At 62.9% G+C, this 15,629-nt stretch carries 19 protein-coding genes; 14 read left to right on the forward strand and 5 right to left on the reverse strand.

Features of this window, described 5'->3' with window-relative positions; translation table 11 throughout:
• Positions 1 to 360: hypothetical protein (locus NCS02_RS12325; RefSeq protein ID WP_250523159.1), on the forward strand; the 360-nt coding region annotated here is incomplete at its 5' end.
• On the opposite strand, the gene NCS02_RS12330 is transcribed toward NCS02_RS12325, so the two are convergent.
• Positions 347 to 1,123, reverse strand: a complete 777-nt coding sequence (locus tag NCS02_RS12330; protein ID WP_008344444.1) for an enoyl-CoA hydratase — start codon at positions 1,121 to 1,123, stop codon at positions 347 to 349. The genes NCS02_RS12325 and NCS02_RS12330 overlap by 14 nt on opposite strands.
• A 141-nt stretch (positions 1,124 to 1,264) precedes the next feature.
• Here NCS02_RS12330 and paaN point away from each other — a divergent pair, with 141 nt between their 5' ends.
• From paaN to paaK, 4 genes are all read left to right on the forward strand, one after another.
• Positions 1,265 to 2,974 (forward strand): phenylacetic acid degradation protein PaaN, encoded by a 1,710-nt coding sequence (paaN, locus tag NCS02_RS12335; protein WP_239295454.1) that lies wholly within the window; start codon positions 1,265 to 1,267, stop codon positions 2,972 to 2,974.
• A 157-nt stretch (positions 2,975 to 3,131) separates the two neighbouring features.
• A complete protein-coding gene (gene paaG / locus NCS02_RS12340) occupies positions 3,132 to 3,923 on the forward strand; it encodes a 2-(1,2-epoxy-1,2-dihydrophenyl)acetyl-CoA isomerase PaaG (protein ID WP_239295455.1) in 792 nt (263 codons plus the stop codon).
• Positions 3,924 to 3,987: 64 nt separating this feature from the next.
• On the forward strand, positions 3,988 to 4,374 hold the full coding sequence (gene paaI / locus NCS02_RS12345) for a hydroxyphenylacetyl-CoA thioesterase PaaI (RefSeq protein WP_235366211.1): 387 nt from the start codon (positions 3,988 to 3,990) through the stop codon (positions 4,372 to 4,374).
• A 69-nt stretch (positions 4,375 to 4,443) separates the two neighbouring features.
• Positions 4,444 to 5,748 carry a phenylacetate--CoA ligase PaaK gene (paaK, locus tag NCS02_RS12350; RefSeq protein WP_008344438.1) on the forward strand — a complete coding sequence of 435 codons (1,305 nt, stop codon included), beginning with the start codon at positions 4,444 to 4,446 and terminating at the stop codon, positions 5,746 to 5,748.
• 65 nt (positions 5,749 to 5,813) lie between these two features.
• Here paaK and mltA read toward each other — a convergent pair whose 3' ends face one another.
• Positions 5,814 to 6,977, reverse strand: coding sequence for an MltA domain-containing protein (gene mltA, locus NCS02_RS12355; RefSeq protein WP_034473941.1), 1,164 nt, complete (start codon positions 6,975 to 6,977; stop codon positions 5,814 to 5,816).
• On the opposite strand from mltA, the gene NCS02_RS36595 reads away from it, so the two are divergent.
• A complete protein-coding gene (locus tag NCS02_RS36595; protein WP_033536109.1) occupies positions 6,976 to 7,125 on the forward strand; it encodes a hypothetical protein in 150 nt (49 codons plus the stop codon). The genes mltA and NCS02_RS36595 overlap by 2 nt on opposite strands.
• Before the next feature lie 25 nt (positions 7,126 to 7,150).
• On the opposite strand, the gene apaG is transcribed toward NCS02_RS36595, so the two are convergent.
• Positions 7,151 to 7,525, reverse strand: coding sequence for a Co2+/Mg2+ efflux facilitator ApaG/CorD (gene apaG, locus NCS02_RS12360; protein ID WP_034473939.1), 375 nt, complete (start codon positions 7,523 to 7,525; stop codon positions 7,151 to 7,153).
• Between the two features lie 220 nt (positions 7,526 to 7,745).
• On the opposite strand from apaG, the gene rpe reads away from it, so the two are divergent.
• Both rpe and NCS02_RS12370 read left to right on the forward strand, forming a co-directional pair.
• On the forward strand, positions 7,746 to 8,441 hold the full coding sequence (gene rpe / locus NCS02_RS12365) for a ribulose-phosphate 3-epimerase (RefSeq protein WP_008344430.1): 696 nt from the start codon (positions 7,746 to 7,748) through the stop codon (positions 8,439 to 8,441).
• A complete protein-coding gene (locus NCS02_RS12370; RefSeq protein ID WP_008344428.1) occupies positions 8,438 to 9,178 on the forward strand; it encodes a phosphoglycolate phosphatase in 741 nt (246 codons plus the stop codon). Before rpe ends, NCS02_RS12370 begins: the two co-directional genes overlap by 4 nt.
• A gap of 201 nt (positions 9,179 to 9,379) precedes the next feature.
• Here NCS02_RS12370 and NCS02_RS12375 read toward each other — a convergent pair whose 3' ends face one another.
• Positions 9,380 to 9,544 (reverse strand): hypothetical protein, encoded by a 165-nt coding sequence (locus NCS02_RS12375; RefSeq protein ID WP_160172923.1) that lies wholly within the window; start codon positions 9,542 to 9,544, stop codon positions 9,380 to 9,382.
• Between NCS02_RS12375 and trpE the strand changes: the two genes are divergently transcribed.
• The 6 genes from trpE to NCS02_RS12405 are packed head-to-tail and all read left to right on the forward strand — an operon-like array spanning position 9,543 to position 14,930.
• Complete coding sequence (gene trpE / locus NCS02_RS12380; protein WP_008344426.1) at positions 9,543 to 11,039, forward strand: anthranilate synthase component I; 1,497 nt, start codon at positions 9,543 to 9,545, stop codon at positions 11,037 to 11,039. The genes NCS02_RS12375 and trpE overlap by 2 nt on opposite strands.
• 12 nt (positions 11,040 to 11,051) lie before the next feature.
• A complete protein-coding gene (locus NCS02_RS12385; RefSeq protein WP_034473938.1) occupies positions 11,052 to 11,636 on the forward strand; it encodes an aminodeoxychorismate/anthranilate synthase component II in 585 nt (194 codons plus the stop codon).
• A 4-nt stretch (positions 11,637 to 11,640) separates the two neighbouring features.
• A complete protein-coding gene (gene trpD / locus NCS02_RS12390; RefSeq protein WP_008344422.1) occupies positions 11,641 to 12,675 on the forward strand; it encodes an anthranilate phosphoribosyltransferase in 1,035 nt (344 codons plus the stop codon).
• Positions 12,676 to 12,697: 22 nt separating this feature from the next.
• Positions 12,698 to 13,483 (forward strand): indole-3-glycerol phosphate synthase TrpC, encoded by a 786-nt coding sequence (gene trpC, locus NCS02_RS12395; RefSeq protein ID WP_008344421.1) that lies wholly within the window; start codon positions 12,698 to 12,700, stop codon positions 13,481 to 13,483.
• 20 nt (positions 13,484 to 13,503) lie between these two features.
• Entirely contained in the window at positions 13,504 to 14,151 is a 648-nt protein-coding gene (locus NCS02_RS12400; protein ID WP_008344419.1) for a CYTH domain-containing protein, read from the forward strand.
• The gene (locus NCS02_RS12405) at positions 14,148 to 14,930 is read left to right on the forward strand and encodes a uracil-DNA glycosylase (RefSeq protein ID WP_008344418.1); all 783 of its coding nucleotides are present in this window, start codon (positions 14,148 to 14,150) and stop codon (positions 14,928 to 14,930) included. The genes NCS02_RS12400 and NCS02_RS12405 overlap by 4 nt, the downstream gene beginning before the upstream one ends.
• 60 nt (positions 14,931 to 14,990) lie before the next feature.
• On the opposite strand, the gene NCS02_RS12410 is transcribed toward NCS02_RS12405, so the two are convergent.
• Positions 14,991 to 15,587 carry an FMN-dependent NADH-azoreductase gene (locus tag NCS02_RS12410; protein ID WP_008344416.1) on the reverse strand — a complete coding sequence of 199 codons (597 nt, stop codon included), beginning with the start codon at positions 15,585 to 15,587 and terminating at the stop codon, positions 14,991 to 14,993.
• Positions 15,588 to 15,629 lie beyond the last annotated feature (42 nt).

Below are 15,629 nucleotides of genomic sequence, written 5' to 3' on the forward strand. Positions count from 1 at the left end.
CTATCGCCGATTCCGAAGAACCAGCCGCACTCGCCATCAAGCGCCCACACTTATCGGCTGTTAGTTTTTAAAGAGCACATCGCAAGACAAGCCTTACTTCAACTTCCGTCTTGCGTCGCTGCATCAGCAGCAGAGAAACGAGATTATGAAGAACGCTTCGGTTCGTGTCAACAAGAATTCGAAGTTTCTTTTTCTTGCCGATCCGCGCCCGGAGCCTTCTACAACCTACCCCCCAAGCACACCGCCGATACCGCCCTCTCCCGCTTCCTTCGCGATCATCGAATCGCGAAGGAACGGAATTCTAGTGAGCGGAATCGAGGAGCGCAAGCGCTTTCTCACATGAACGTCACCGATGCTTGAAAACCGGCTTACGCTTTTCAACGAACGCCGCCATGCCTTCCTTCTGATCCTCTGTCGCGAACAGAGAATGGAACAGACGCCTCTCGAAATGAACACCTTCTGCGAGCGTTGTCTCGTAAGCGCGATTAACAGCCTCCTTGGCCATCATCACGGCGGGCAGCGAGAAGCCGGCGATGATCGTCGCCGCTTCGACGGCCTCGTCCAGAAGGCGATCCGCCCCGACGATGCGCGACACCAGCCCCGCCCGTTCGGCCTCGCTCGCGTCCATCATGCGCGCAGTCAGGCACATATCCATCGCCTTGGCTTTCGATACAGCGCGCGGCAAGCGCTGCGTGCCGCCCGCTCCCGGAATCACGCCGAGCTTGATCTCGGGCTGACCGAACTTGGCCGTGTCGGCGGCGATGACGATGTCGCACATCATCGCGAGTTCGCAACCTCCGCCGAGCGCAAAACCCGCGACCGCGGCGATGATCGGCTTGCGAATCGTGCGGATCGTTTCCCAGTTACGCGTGATGTAGTCGCCCTTGTAGACATCCATATAGGAGTAGCCGGCCATCATGCCGATGTCCGCACCCGCCGCGAACGCCTTTTCGCTGCCGGTCAGCACGATTGCGCCGATGTCTCCATCGGCGTCGAATGCCTTGAGCGCGACGCCAAGTTCGTCCATCAGCGCGTCGTTCAGCGCGTTCAGCGCTTTCGGACGGTTCAGCGTAATCAGTCCGACCCGACCACGCGTCTCGACCAGCAGATTCTCGTAAGCCATTCGCTCCTCCTTGCGATCCTCAGGTAAGCCCTAATGAAAAGTCATTCGTCACTGCATCTCGATAATGCTACCATCACCAACCAACCGGTCGGTTAATTATTCGGCCTGGCACCTTTCCCTCGTTCTTCTTTTCTCGCGACCATGACACATCCGCTATTCACGAAGCACGAAGCGACGCTCGACAAAGCGCTCGCAGCCATCGAAACGCGCGGCTACTGGAGCCCGTTCGCCGAAATGCCGAGCCCCAAAGTGTACGGGGAAACGGCCAGCGCCGATGGAGAGGCAGCGTTCAAAGCTCATCTCGGCAAGACTTTCGAACTCGATCAGCCTTCGACGGGCGAAACGGTCGGGAAGGAGCGTTCGCCGTTCGGCATCGCGCTGGACGTCCGCTATCCGAAGGCCGATCCCGACGCGCTGACTCAAGCTGCGGCCAAGGCGCAGTCCGCCTGGCGCGCCGCCGGCCCGCAGGCTTGGGTGGGCGTGAGCCTCGAAATCCTGTCGCGCCTGAACCGCGCCAGCTTCGAGATCGCGTACGGCGTGATGCACACGACCGGCCAGGCATTCATGATGGCATTCCAGGCCGGTGGCCCGCACGCGCAAGACCGGGCGCTGGAAGCCGTCGTCTATGCGTGGGACCAGCTACGTCGCATCCCCGCCGAAGCGCACTGGGAAAAGCCGCAAGGCAAAAATCCGCCGCTCGCGATGCAAAAGCGCTTCTCCATCGTCCCGCGCGGCACGGGGCTTGTGCTCGGCTGCTGCACGTTTCCGACCTGGAACGGCTATCCCGGCATGTTCGCCGATCTCGCAACCGGCAACGCCGTCATCGTCAAGCCGCACCCCGGCGCGATCCTGCCGCTCGCGATCACCGTGCGAATCGCGCGTGAAGTGCTTCGTGAGGCCGGCTTCGATCCGAACGTCGTCACGCTGTTGGCCACCGAACCCAACGACGGCGCGTTGGTCCAGGAACTCGCCTTGCGTCCCGAAATCAAGCTCATCGATTTCACGGGAAGCACGCAAAACGGCACCTGGCTCGAGCGCAACGCGCATCAGGCGCAGGTCTACACCGAGAAGGCGGGCGTGAATCAGATCGTCATCGATTCCGTGGACGACATGAAGTCCGCCGCGCGCAACATCGCCTTCTCACTCGCCCTCTATTCCGGTCAGATGTGCACCGCGCCGCAGAACATCTACGTGCCGCGCAATGGCATCCGCACCGCCGAAGGCCAACTGAGCTTCGATGACGTCGCGAAAGCGCTCGCGGGCGCCGTCGAAAAACTCGCATCCGATCCGGCCCGCGCCGTCGAGCTCACGGGAGCGATTCAGAACGATGGCGTCGTGGAACGCGTCACCGAAGCGCGCAAGCTCGGCGACATGCTGCTCGACAGCCAATCTCTCACGCACCCTGCGTTTCCCGAAGCCCGCGTTCACACACCCCTCATGATCAAGCTCGACGCGCGCACCGACGAAGCGAAATTCACCAAGGAATGGTTCGGCCCGATTTCGTTCGTCATCGCGACCGACTCGACCGCGCAATCGCTCGAACTCGCCGGGTCGATCGCGCGCACGCACGGCGCCTTGACGTTCTCGGTCTACAGCACCGACGACAAGGTGATCGCAGCCGCGCACGAAGCAGCCATTGAAGGCGGTGTCGCGCTCTCGATCAACCTCACCGGCGGCGTCTTCGTCAATCAGACCGCGGCGTTCTCCGACTTCCACGGCACGGGCGCGAACCCCGCGGCCAACGCAGCGCTTTCGGATGCAGCTTTCGTCGCAAATCGCTTCCGAGTAGTGCAAAGCCGCGTCCATGTTGCACCGAAGGCCGCGTCGGCGGAAGCTGGCCAGACGGCATAAGCCAATCGACACAAACGATCCAAAGGCCGATCGCCGTGCAAACGGCTTATGCCATTCGGCCTAATGGAAAGCTCGCGGTCGCGCGGCTAGTATCGGATGCAAGGAATGGCGGCGAGCACGCGCCGCCGCAGCCGGATTCGTCGAGAGAGGAAATGTAATGACAGAGAAGTCCGTGTTCTTTCACGTCGATGTCGAGACGCGCGTCGCGACGTTGACGCTCAATCGCCCCGACAAACTGAACAGCTTCACGCGCGAGATGCATCGCGAGTTGAACCAGGCGCTCACTGAAATAGAAGCGGGCAATGCGCGCGCGCTCGTCATCACCGGCGCGGGTCGCGGCTTCTGCGCGGGACAGGATCTCGCGGATCTGGATTTCACGCCTGGCTCGATGTCGGATCTGGGCGATCTCATCGACGAGCACTTCAATCCGCTCGTGCGCAGGCTTCAGGCTTTGCCGATGCCGGTCATCGCGGCAGTGAACGGCACGGCCGCTGGAGCCGGCGCGAATCTCGCGATGGCGTGCGACGTCGTCGTCGCGGCGCGCTCGGCCAGCTTCATTCAGGCATTCGTGAAGATCGGCCTCGTGCCCGATTCGGGCGGCACATGGCTGCTGTCGCGCCGCGTCGGTGAGGCGCGTGCGCTCGGGCTCGCGCTGACGGGCGAAAAACTCAGCGCCGAGAAGGCGGAGGCGTGGGGCATCGTGTGGCGCGTCGTCGACGATGCCGAGCTGCAGCAAGCGGCCGCGCACCTGGCCGCCCAACTCGCGCAGCAGCCGGCGCGCGCGGTCGTCGCGATCAAGAAAGCGATCCGCGCGAGCGCGAACAGGACTTTCGACCAGCAGCTCGATCTCGAACGCGATCTTCAGCGCGAGCTCGGTGCGTCGCCGGATTACATCGAAGGCGTCGCCGCGTTCAAGGAGAAGCGCGCACCGCGCTTCGAAGGTCTGTGAGAACCGAATCGAACTGGAGATATCTGTGACGCCACAACAACTCGCGGAAGCCACGGCGAAAGCCATGTACGAAGCGGACGCATGCTCGCGCGCGCTCGGCATCGAGCTGATCGAAGTCCGGCCCGGCTATGCGCGTCTGCAAATGGACGTGCGCCCCGACTTTCTGAACGGCCATGCGATTTGCCACGGCGGCCTGATGTTCACGCTGGCGGACTCCGCGTTCGCGTTCGCCTGCAACTCGTACAACATCAGCACGGTCGCGGCGGGCTGCTCGATCGAGTTTTTGCGGCCCGTGCAGGGCGGCGATCGCCTGACTGCCGAAGCGATCGAGCAAACGCTGAGCGGGCGCACGGGTATCTACGATATCCGCGTGACGAATCGCGAAGGCGAGCCGGTCGCGATGTTCCGCGGCAAGTCGGCTCAGATAAGAGGCAACGTAATTCCCGTGTGACGGACTCGTTCATATAATGGACGCGGCATCTAAAAGCCGCGCCGCGTAGTCAGCATCAAGGAGACAGCAATGACCACATCGCTGCCGCTCGATCCGATCGAGAAGGCGAGCCGCGACGAACTCGCGGCGCTGCAGCTCGAGCGTCTCAAATGGACGCTCAAGCATGCTTACGAGAACTCGCCGGTTTATCGGCGCAAGTTTGACGAAGCAGGCGTTCATCCGGATGACGTCACGTCGCTCTCGGATCTTGGCCGTTTTCCGTTTACGACCAAGAAGGATCTGCGCGACAACTATCCGTTTGGCATGTTCGCGGTTCCGCAGGAGCGGGTCTCGCGCATCCACGCGTCATCGGGGACGACGGGCAAGCCGACTGTCGTCGGCTACACGGCGCAGGATCTGGACAACTGGGCGAACCTCGTCGCACGCTCCATTCGGGCGGCCGGCGCACGTCGTGGCGACAAGGTGCACGTGAGTTACGGCTACGGCCTCTTCACCGGCGGACTCGGCGCGCACTACGGCGCCGAGCGCGCGGGACTCACCGTCATTCCGTTCGGCGGCGGCCAGACGGAGAAGCAGGTGCAACTGATCCAGGATTTTCGGCCGGACATCATCATGGTCACGCCGAGCTACATGCTGTCGATCGCCGATGAACTGGAGCGCCAGGGCATCGATCCGGCAAGTTGCTCGCTGCGCATCGGCATTTTCGGCGCGGAGCCGTGGACGAACGACATGCGCCGCGCGATCGAAACGCGCATGGGCATCGACGCCGTCGACATCTACGGACTCTCGGAAGTAATGGGGCCGGGCGTGGCATCGGAATGCGCGGAGACCAAGGACGGCCCGACGATCTGGGAAGATCACTTCTATCCCGAGATCATCGATCCGGAAACCGGCGAGGTGCTGCCCGACGGCGAATTCGGGGAACTCGTGTTCACGTCGCTCACGAAGGAAGCGCTGCCGATCATCCGCTATCGCACGCGCGATCTGACGCGCCTTCTGCCCGGCACCGCTCGCACGATGCGACGCATGGAGAAGATCACCGGCCGCTCCGACGACATGATGATCGTGCGCGGCGTCAATGTTTTCCCGACGCAGATCGAGGAGTTGCTGCTCAAGCGCCCGGTACTCGCGCCGCACTATCAGATCGTGCTCACCAAGGAGGGCCCGCTCGACGTACTCACGCTGAATGTCGAGCCTTGCCCCGAATCCGCGCCGGATGTGACCGCGCTCGAAAACGCGAAGTCCGCGCTCGCCTACGACATCAAGGCGCTGATCGGTGTGAGCGCCGTGGTGAACGTGCTCGCGGTGAACGGCATCGAACGATCCGTCGGCAAGGCGCGGCGCGTGATCGACCGGCGCAACGTCGCGTCGTGAAGCAAAAAGCTCGCGAGCCATGATGGCCGCGAGCTTTTTGTGAAGCTGCCGGGAAACCGGCGATATCAGGAATTGGGCAGCAACAGCCACATCCTGCCGCCCTGCTTCATGCGCCCGGCGAGATCGCCGGCATCGTCCCCCAGTCCCCAGAAATAGTCCGCGCGCACACCGCCTTTGATCGCCGAACCGGTGTCCTGCGCGAAAACGAGGCGATTCATCGGCTGATTGCTGAGCGGACGCGTGGTCTGCAGGAAAACGGGCGTGCCGAGCGGAATCGCCGACGGATCGACGGCAATCGAACGCTCCGGCGTCAACGGCACGCCGAGCGCGCCGACGGGACCGTCGCCGAGACTTGCGGACATCGTTTCGTTAGCGGGCATCTCGCGGAAAAAGACGAAGCGCGGGTTCACGTCGAGCAGTGCGTCGACGCGCGCCGGATTCGCCTTCGCCCATGCTTTGATGCCTTGCATCGTCGCCTGTGCGGGCGTGAGTTCTCCGCGATCGAGCAATTCCTTGCCGATCGAGCGATACGGCTGGTTGTTGGTGCCGCCGAAGCCGACGCGCATCACGCTGCCGTCTTCCATGACGACGCGCCCCGAACCCTGCACCTGCAGAAAGAACGCTTCGATCGGATCGTCGACCCACACGAGTTCGTTGCCGTTCAACGCGCCCGAACGTTCGAGCTGCGCGCGCGCGGGAAGCGCCGAACCGGGCTTGTATCGATACGGCCACCGGTACAACGCATACTGATAAATCCCGTGACGCGTGCGCGACCCGCGCAGAAGCGGCTCGTAGTAGCCGGTCACGAGACCGTCGAGCGTGCCGTCGGTGTTGGCGAGCTGAAATGGCGTGAAATAGGCTTCGAAGAAGCTGCGCGCCGCCGACATGTCGAGGTCGTCCAGCCGCTCGGCCGCCGCGCACGCCTTCTGCCAGTTGGCCTGTCGCGAGAGCCGGTTGCAGTTCTGGCGCAGCGCGGCGGTCGCGCCGATCAGCGAATCGTCCTGCCAGCCCGGCACCTGCTGCCAGCTCACCGCAGTCAGGCGCGAAGCGGCGCGCTGTCCGGTGATGATCGGCGTGCCGGTCGCCGTCGCAGGCCCCGGCTTCACGTAATTGCCGCCGCCGCACGAGGCGAGCAGGACAGCGGTTGCAATCGATGCGGCCCAGGCCGCTGCTCGTGCGGCCGGCCGCACGAAGCGCATACAATGCTCGTTCTTGATGGGAACCGCCATGTCTGATCTGTTCGACGAATATCCAATGCTTATTTTTGCGCTCGAGTCGCTCGTGGCGCTCGCCTTGCTGATCTTCATCGTGGTATGGACGGCATCGGGCAAGAAGAAGAACCAGAACCGCTCGAACGATCCCGCGAAACGGCGCTGATTCGCGCCGCCTGCCGCTGTTTCGCTCAGTGGAGCGTGCGCGGCATATGCAACGCAAATTCCGCTACGGGCGCTTCGAAGCGCTCGCCGTCTTCCGCCACGCAGAAATACTCGCCGCGCATTGTGCCGACCGGCGTCGCGATCACCGCCCAGCTCGTGTATTCGAACTGCTCGCCCGGCGGCAACAGCGGCTGATGCCCGACGACGCCCAGCCCCTTCACTTCCTGAACGTGCTCGTTGCTGTCGGTGATGATCCAGTGCCGCGAGATCAACTGCGCCGCCACCTGGCCGGTATTGCGGATCGTCAGCGTGTAGGCAAATGCGTACTGCCGGCTATCCGGGTCTGATTGGTCCGGCAAATACCGCGTCTGCACGGAAACGCTGAATTCGTACTGGCTCATCGTTGTTCCAATTCCAATTCGATCGGCCGCTTGGCCGCCAGACACGGGCGCGCCGGCGCGCGGCCATTGGTCTGGCATTCTGCTTGATGCGAGCGGCGCCCGCAACACGATTGGCGTCCCGCCGCCACATCCGCGCGCCATCCGTTGGCCATTCGGACGAGGGACTCCGCGGAAAACGCGGGTTAAAATCACGGCTTTAGGTCGCTACCCGCATACGTCCATGGCGCAATTCCACATCGCTCCCAGCATCCTGTCCGCCGACTTTTCCCGCCTCGGCGAGGAAGTCCGCAACGTCGTCGCCGCCGGCGCCGACTGGATCCACTTCGACGTCATGGACAACCACTACGTGCCGAACCTGACGATCGGTCCGATGGTGTGCGAGGCTATCCGCCCGCACGTGGACGTGCCCATCGACGTGCATCTGATGGTGCGCCCGGTCGACCGCATCGTGCCCGATTTCGCGAAGGCCGGCGCCAATGTGATCAGTTTTCATCCGGAAGGTTCGGATCACATCGACCGCACGCTGTCGCTGATCCGCGATCACGGCTGCAAGGCGGGCCTCGTTTTCAATCCCGCCACGCCGCTGATCTACCTCGATCACGTAATGGACAAGGTCGATCTCGTGCTCATCATGTCGGTGAATCCGGGTTTCGGCGGGCAGTCGTTCATTCCCGAGGCGCTCAACAAGGTGCGCGAGGCACGCGCGCGCATCGATGCGTATCGGGATCGCACGGGGCGCGAAATCCATCTGGAAGTCGATGGCGGCGTCAAGGTCGACAACATCGCGGAAATCGCGGCGGCCGGCGCGGATTCGTTCGTCGCGGGATCGGCCATTTTCGGCAAGCCCGACTACAAGGCGGTCATCGACGCAATGCGCGCCGAACTGGCGAAGGTGGAATCTGGAGCGAAAGCATGAGTGAGATCGCAGCGGCGCAATCGCCCTTTGTGAATCGTCCGATCCGCGCGGCGATCATCGACCTCGACGGCACCATGGTCGACACCGCCGACGACTTCGTCGCGGCACTGAATGCAATGCTTGCGCGCATCGCCATCGAACAGCCGGTCACGCGCGATGAAGTCACGGGCTATGTCGGCAAGGGTTCGGAGAATCTGATCCGCAGCGTGCTCGCCGTGCGGCTGTCGCCGTCGCAGGCGGTCGCGCAGTTCGACGACGCGCTCGCGATCTATCAAAGCGAATACGCGAAGGTCAACGGCAAGCACTCGACGCTATTCCCCGAAGTGAGGGAAGGCCTCGAAGCGATGCGTGAAAGCGGCGTCGCGCTCGCATGCGTGACCAACAAGCCGCATCGCTTCGCCGTGGAGTTGCTTGCGCACTTCGGCATTGCGGATTTCTTCAAGGTGATTCTCGGCGGCGACTCGCTGCCCGCGAAGAAACCCGATCCGCTCCCGATGCTCACCGCATGCGAACGACTGGACGTCTTGCCGCGCGAGACCGTGGCGGTCGGCGATTCGGAAAACGACGCGCTCGCGGGCCGCGCGGCCGGCCTCGCGACCTTGACCGTTCCGTACGGTTACAACCATGGGAAGCCTGTACAGTCGGTGAAATCCGATGGTATAGTTTCCTCGCTGCGCACCGCAGCATCGGCGATTGCCGCCACCTTGGCGCCGCCGGACACCACACTGACTGAATAAGTCCATCCATTCATGTTTCTCAACAGAAAACGGAGTCTGAGCAGCATCGACCGGGGAGCCTGGCCCTGGCGTCGCTGGTCGCGCTAACCTCGCCCGAGGTGCGCTGAAGCCGTCATGCGTGATCGCGCTTCAGCATCCGTTTTTTGTTTCGCTGCGCATACCCGCGCCGTTTCCGTTGAATCGTCGTATATCGAACCTCGCTCACGCACGCGTCGTGTAGTGCCGCGAGTCGTCCTGTCCGCTTCCGCAAATCGAAGCGGCGGGGCCGTCGTATGCGATCATCACGAGATTCGACCGACCGCAGCGCCCTGCACTCCCCGATACCGCGCCACCCAGAAAGCGCGCATCGCTCAAGGATCGCAACATGACCGAACTCGAATTCCAATCGCTGGCGAACGAAGGCTTCAATCGCATTCCGCTCATCGCCGAAGCCCTCGCCGACCTCGAAACGCCGCTCTCGCTCTATCTCAAGCTCGCGCAGACGGAGCGCAACGGCGCGAACTCGTTCCTGCTGGAGTCCGTCGTGGGCGGCGAGCGTTTCGGGCGCTACTCGTTCATCGGTCTGCCGGCCCGCACGACCGTGAGCGTGCGAAACGGCAAGACGCAAGTCGTGACCGATGGCAACGTCGTCGAAACGGATGAAGGCGATCCGCTCACGTTCATCGAGCAATATCAAAAGCGCTTCAAGGTCGCGACGCGGCCCGGCTTGCCGCGCTTTTGCGGCGGTCTCGCGGGCTACTTCGGTTACGACGCGGTGCGCTACATCGAGAAGAAGCTCGCGCACAGTGCGCCGCCCGACGATCTCGATCTTCCCGACATCCAGTTGCTGCTGACCGAAGAAGTCGCGGTCATCGACAACCTCGCGGGCAAGCTTTATCTCATCGTCTACGCCGATCCGACCAAGCCGGAAGCGTATGCCAAGGCGAAGCATCGGCTGCGCGAACTGAAGGCGCGTTTGCGCGTGACGGTTCAACCGCCGGTGACATCCGCGAGCGTGCGTACGGAAACGTTCCGCGAATTCAAGAAGGACGATTATCTGAACGCCGTGCGCCGCGCGAAGGAATACATCGCGGCCGGCGAACTGATGCAAGTGCAAGTCGGCCAGCGGCTCATCAAGCCGTTCCGCGACAATCCGCTTTCGCTGTATCGCGCGCTGCGTTCGCTGAATCCGTCGCCGTATATGTACTACTACAACTTCGGCGGCGAAGTGCACGTGGTCGGTGCATCGCCGGAAATTCTCGTGCGTCAGGAAAAGCGCGCCGACGATCGCATTGTGACGATTCGTCCGCTCGCAGGCACGCGCCCGCGCGGCAACACGCCCGAACGCGACGCCGAACTCGCCACCGAACTGCTTAACGATCCGAAGGAAGTCGCCGAGCACGTCATGCTGATCGACCTCGCGCGCAACGACGTCGGCCGCATCGCGCAGACCGGGTCGGTCACCGTGACGGACAAACTGGTCATCGAAAAATACTCGCACGTCCAGCACATCGTGAGCTCGGTCGAAGGCAAGCTCAAGGAAGGCATGAGCAATTTCGACGTGCTGCGCGCCACCTTCCCTGCCGGCACGCTGTCCGGCGCGCCGAAGGTTCGCGCGATGGAACTCATCGACGAACTCGAGCCGATCAAGCGCGGCTTGTACGGCGGCGCTGTCGGGTATCTGTCCTTCAGCGGCGAAATGGATCTGGCCATCGCGATCCGCACCGGTCTCATCCACAAGGGCAATCTCTATGTTCAGGCGGCAGCGGGCGTCGTCGCCGATTCGGTGCCCGAATCCGAATGGCAGGAAACGGAGAACAAGGCGCGCGCCGTGCTGCGCGCCGCCGAGCAAGTGCAAGACGGCCTCGACAGCGACTTCTGAGGAGACAAGACCATGCTGCTGATGATCGACAACTACGATTCCTTCACCTACAACCTGGTCCAGTACTTCGGCGAACTCGGCGAGGACGTGCTCACGTATCGCAACGACGAAATCACGCTCGACGAAATCGCGAAGCTCAACCCCGAGCGCATCTGTCTTTCGCCGGGACCGAGCAATCCGCAACACGCGGGCATCACGCTCGACGTGTTGCGTGAGTTTTCCGGCAAGCTGCCGATTCTCGGCGTGTGCCTCGGCCATCAGGCAATCGGCGAGGCGTTCGGCGGACGCGTCGTGCGCGCACAGACGATCATGCACGGCAAGGTGAGCCAGATCGAAACCGACTGTAAAGGCGTGTTCGCCGATCTTCCCAAACACTTCAACGTGACGCGCTATCACTCGCTCGCTATTGAGCGCGAGTCTTTGCCCGACTGTCTGGAAGTGTCCGCGTGGACGCCCGACGGTGAAATCATGGGTGTTCGTCACCGTGAACTGGAAGTGGAAGGCGTGCAGTTCCATCCGGAATCGATTCTTTCCGAGCACGGCCACGCGCTGCTCGAAAACTTCGTGAAAAACTCTTCGACCGGAAAGCGAGCCTGACGACATGACCATCACCGCACAGGAAGCGCTGCAGCGCACGATCGAACATCGGGAAATCTTTCACGACGAAATGCTGCATCTGATGCGCCAGATCATGCGCGGCGAGATGTCGCCCGTCATGGCCGCCGCGATCATCACCGGCTTGCGCGTGAAGAAGGAAACCATCGGCGAAATCGCCGCTGCCGCGACCGTCATGCGCGAATTTGCGAATCACGTCGAAGTGGCGGACAACTCGAATTTCGTCGATATCGTCGGCACGGGCGGCGACGGCTCGCACACGTTCAATATCTCCACGGCATCGATGTTCGTCGCGGCCGCGTCGGGCGCGAAGGTCGCGAAGCACGGCAACCGCGGCGTGTCGAGCAAATCCGGCAGCGCGGACGTGCTCGAAGCCCTCGGCGTGAACATCGATCTGACACCGGAACAAGTGGCCGCTTCCATTGCCGAAACCGGCATGGGCTTCATGTTCGCGCCGAATCATCATCCGGCGATGAAGAACATCGCGCCCGTGCGCCGCGAACTCGGCGTGCGGACCATCTTCAATATCCTCGGGCCGCTGACGAATCCGGCCGGCGCGCCGAATCAGCTTCAGGGCGTGTTTCACGAAGACCTCGTCGGCATTCAGGTGCGCGTGATGCAGCGTCTCGGCGCGAAACACGTTCTTGTCGTGTACGGCAAGGACGGCATGGACGAGGTGTCGCTCGGCGCCGCGACGAAAGTCGGCGAGCTGAAAAACGGCGAAGTCACCGAGTACGAGATTCATCCGGAGGATTTCGGCCTGCAGATGGTGTCGAATCGTTCGCTGAAGGTGCAGGACGCGCAGGAATCGAAGGCAATGCTGCTAGGCGCGCTGAACAACAAGGCGGGCGTCGCGCGCGAGATCGTCACATTGAATGCGGGAACCGCGCTTTATGCCGCGGATGTCGTCGATTCGATCGAAGCCGGCATGGCCGCCGCGCGCGAAGCGATCGAGAGCGGCGCGGCGCGCGAGAAGGTCGAGACGCTCGTGAAGTTCACGCAGCAATTCGCAAAGAAATAACGGAACCCGAACGGAAGCCGACATGAGTGACATTCTGGATCGCATCATCGCGGTCAAGCGCGAGGAAGTCCGCGCTGCCGAACAAAGCGCGCCGCTCGAAGAGCTGAAGCTCGAAGCCAGTTCGCGCGACCTGCGCGATTTCGTCGGCGCATTGCGCGCGAAGCATGCGGCGAATCAGGCGGCGGTGATCGCGGAAGTGAAGAAGGCGAGCCCGTCGAAGGGCGTGCTGCGAGAGGATTTCGTACCCGCCGACATCGCGCGTTCGTACGAAAAAGGCGGCGCCGCATGCCTTTCCGTGCTCACCGACGTGCAGTTCTTCAAGGGTAGCGTCGCGTATCTGGAGGAAGCGCGCGCGGCGTGCAGTCTGCCGGTGCTGCGCAAGGACTTCATCATCGATCCGTATCAGATCATCGAAGCGCGCGCGATGGGCGCGGACTGCATTCTGCTGATCGCCGCCGCGCTCGAACTCTCGCAGATGCAGGATCTCGAAGCCTACGCGCACTCGCTCGGGCTCGCGGTGCTGGTCGAAGTCCACGACGCCGACGAACTGCGCGACGCGCTCACGCTGAAGACGCCGCTCATCGGCATCAACAATCGCAATCTGCGCACGTTCGAAACGACGATCGAAACGACCATCGGCTTGCTGGAGCAGATTCCCGATGACCGCATCGTGGTAACGGAATCCGGCGTTCTGTCGCGCGTCGATGTCGACCGGCTGCGCGCGATGCGCGTGCATACGTTCCTCGTCGGCGAAGCGTTCATGCGCGCCGACGATCCGGGCGCCGAACTCGCGCGCATGTTCTTCTAAATCTCATCGACGGGAACCGCATGGGCATCGAACGGGAATTGAAACTCGCGCTCGCGCCGTCGCAACACGACGACGTAGCGCGCTTCTTCGACGAACGCACCGGCGCGGGCAAGCCGATCGAGCTTGCCAACGTCTACTTCGACACGCCGGACTGCGCGCTCGCGAAGGCGAAATCCGCGCTGCGCCTGCGCCGCACGCCGGAGCAATGGCTGCAGACGTTCAAGACGCTCGGCAAATCGGTGGCTGGCCTGAGCAACCGGCACGAGTGGGAGTTGCCGGTGCAAGGCGAAGCGCTCGAAATCGATGCGCTCATCGCCGCCTGCGACAACGACGCCGCGCGCGAAGCGCTGGAACGCGCCGCGCCGGACCTGATCGCGCTGTTCAAGACCAATTTCAGGCGCATCGTCTGGGACATCGAGCGCGAGGGTTCGCATATCGAAGTCGCGCTGGATCGCGGCGAAATCACGGCGGACGTCGACGGCACGACGCGTCGCGCGGATATCAGCGAGCTGGAGCTGGAACTGAAATCCGGCGAGGAAAGCGCGCTTTCGATGCTCGCGGCGGAATTGCGCGGCGCGTTTCCCGAGATCGTTCCCGAAGACCTCAGCAAGGCGCAGCGCGGCTATCTGCTGCGCGAGCCGCCCGAAGGCAAGAACCGCAACGCATGAATCAGCAGCCTTCCCTTTTCGCGGATAACGAAGCCGCGAACGCGTCGTCGAACTCCACGACGCTCGAAAGTCAGTTCGACGCGCTGCCCGCCGACTGGCGCCGCCATCTGAAGCCGTTCATCGACAGCAAGCATTACGCGGCGTTGTGCGCGTTCGTCGATGCCGAGCGCGCCGCTGGCAAGACCGTCTATCCCGCCGATGTCTTCCGCGCGCTGCGCCTCACGAGTCCTGCCGACGTGAAGGTCGTCATCCTCGGACAAGACCCGTATCACGGCGAGGACAAAGGCGCGCCGCAAGCGCACGGCCTCGCGTTTTCGGTGCCCGCACCCGTGCGCCCGCCGCCGTCCTTGCGCAACATCTTCAAGGAGATTCACGCGAGTCTCGGATTTCCCGCGCCCGCGCACGGTTGCCTCGATTCGTGGGCCAAACAAGGCGTGCTGCTGCTGAACACGTCGCTGACGGTCGAGCGCGATAAAGCCGGAAGCCACGCGAAACGCGGCTGGGAACAATGCACCGACACGCTGATCCACGAAATGGCGCAGCGTCACGATGGCCTCGTGTTCATGCTGTGGGGCGCACACGCGCAGGCGAAGCGCAAGCTGATCGACGACACGCAGAAGGCGCATTGCGTGCTGGAGGCGGCGCATCCGTCGCCGTTGTCGGCGTATCGCGGATTCTTCGGCTGCGGGCACTTCGCGCTCGCGAACGAATATCTGACGAAGCACGGACGCGCGCCGATCGACTGGCGTCTGCCCGCCGAGCCCGAATTGCTCGCCTGAAACGCAAAAAACCCCGCCACGCGGACCGCCACGCGGGGTTTTTCTTCGATACGAAAGCGCTTAAACCGCTGCGATCGCCTCACGCGCCGACGCGAGTGCCGCGCCAGCCGCTTCCGGTCCCATGTTCAGGCCTTCGGCGTAGATGAAGTTCACGTCCGTCATGCCGAGGAAGCCGAGGAACGTCTTGAGGAACGGCGTCTGCGAATCGTTCGGCGTGCCTGCGTACTTGCCGCCGCGCGCCGACACCACGTACACCTTCTTGCCCTTCACGAGACCTTCCGGACCATTCGCGGTGTAGCTGAACGTGATGCCCGCACGCGCGATCCAGTCGAAATACGTCTTCAGTTGCGACGAGATGCCGAAGTTGTACAGCGGCGCTGCGATTACGACGATATCCGCGGCTTGCAGCTCGGCGATCAGCGCTTCGCTCTTCGCGTTGATCGCGGCTTGCTCCGCAGTGCGCTGATCGGCGGGCGTGAAGAACGCGCCGAGCGTGGCGTCGTCGAGATGCGGCAGCGCGTCGCCCAGCAGATTGCGCACGACCACCTTCGCGCCCGGATTGCTTTGTTGCAGTTTCGCGGTCAGTTCGTCGGCGAGCAGCGTCGATTGAGCGCCTTGCGAACGGGCGGCGGAGTTGATCTGGAGAATCGTCGTCATGATGGCTTCCTGTCTCTGAGAGGTTCGGGCGCACTCGGCGTC

Source organism: Caballeronia sp. NCF2 (genome assembly GCF_023631205.1).
In the GTDB taxonomy this organism is placed as follows: Bacteria; Pseudomonadota; Gammaproteobacteria; order Burkholderiales; family Burkholderiaceae; genus Caballeronia; species Caballeronia zhejiangensis.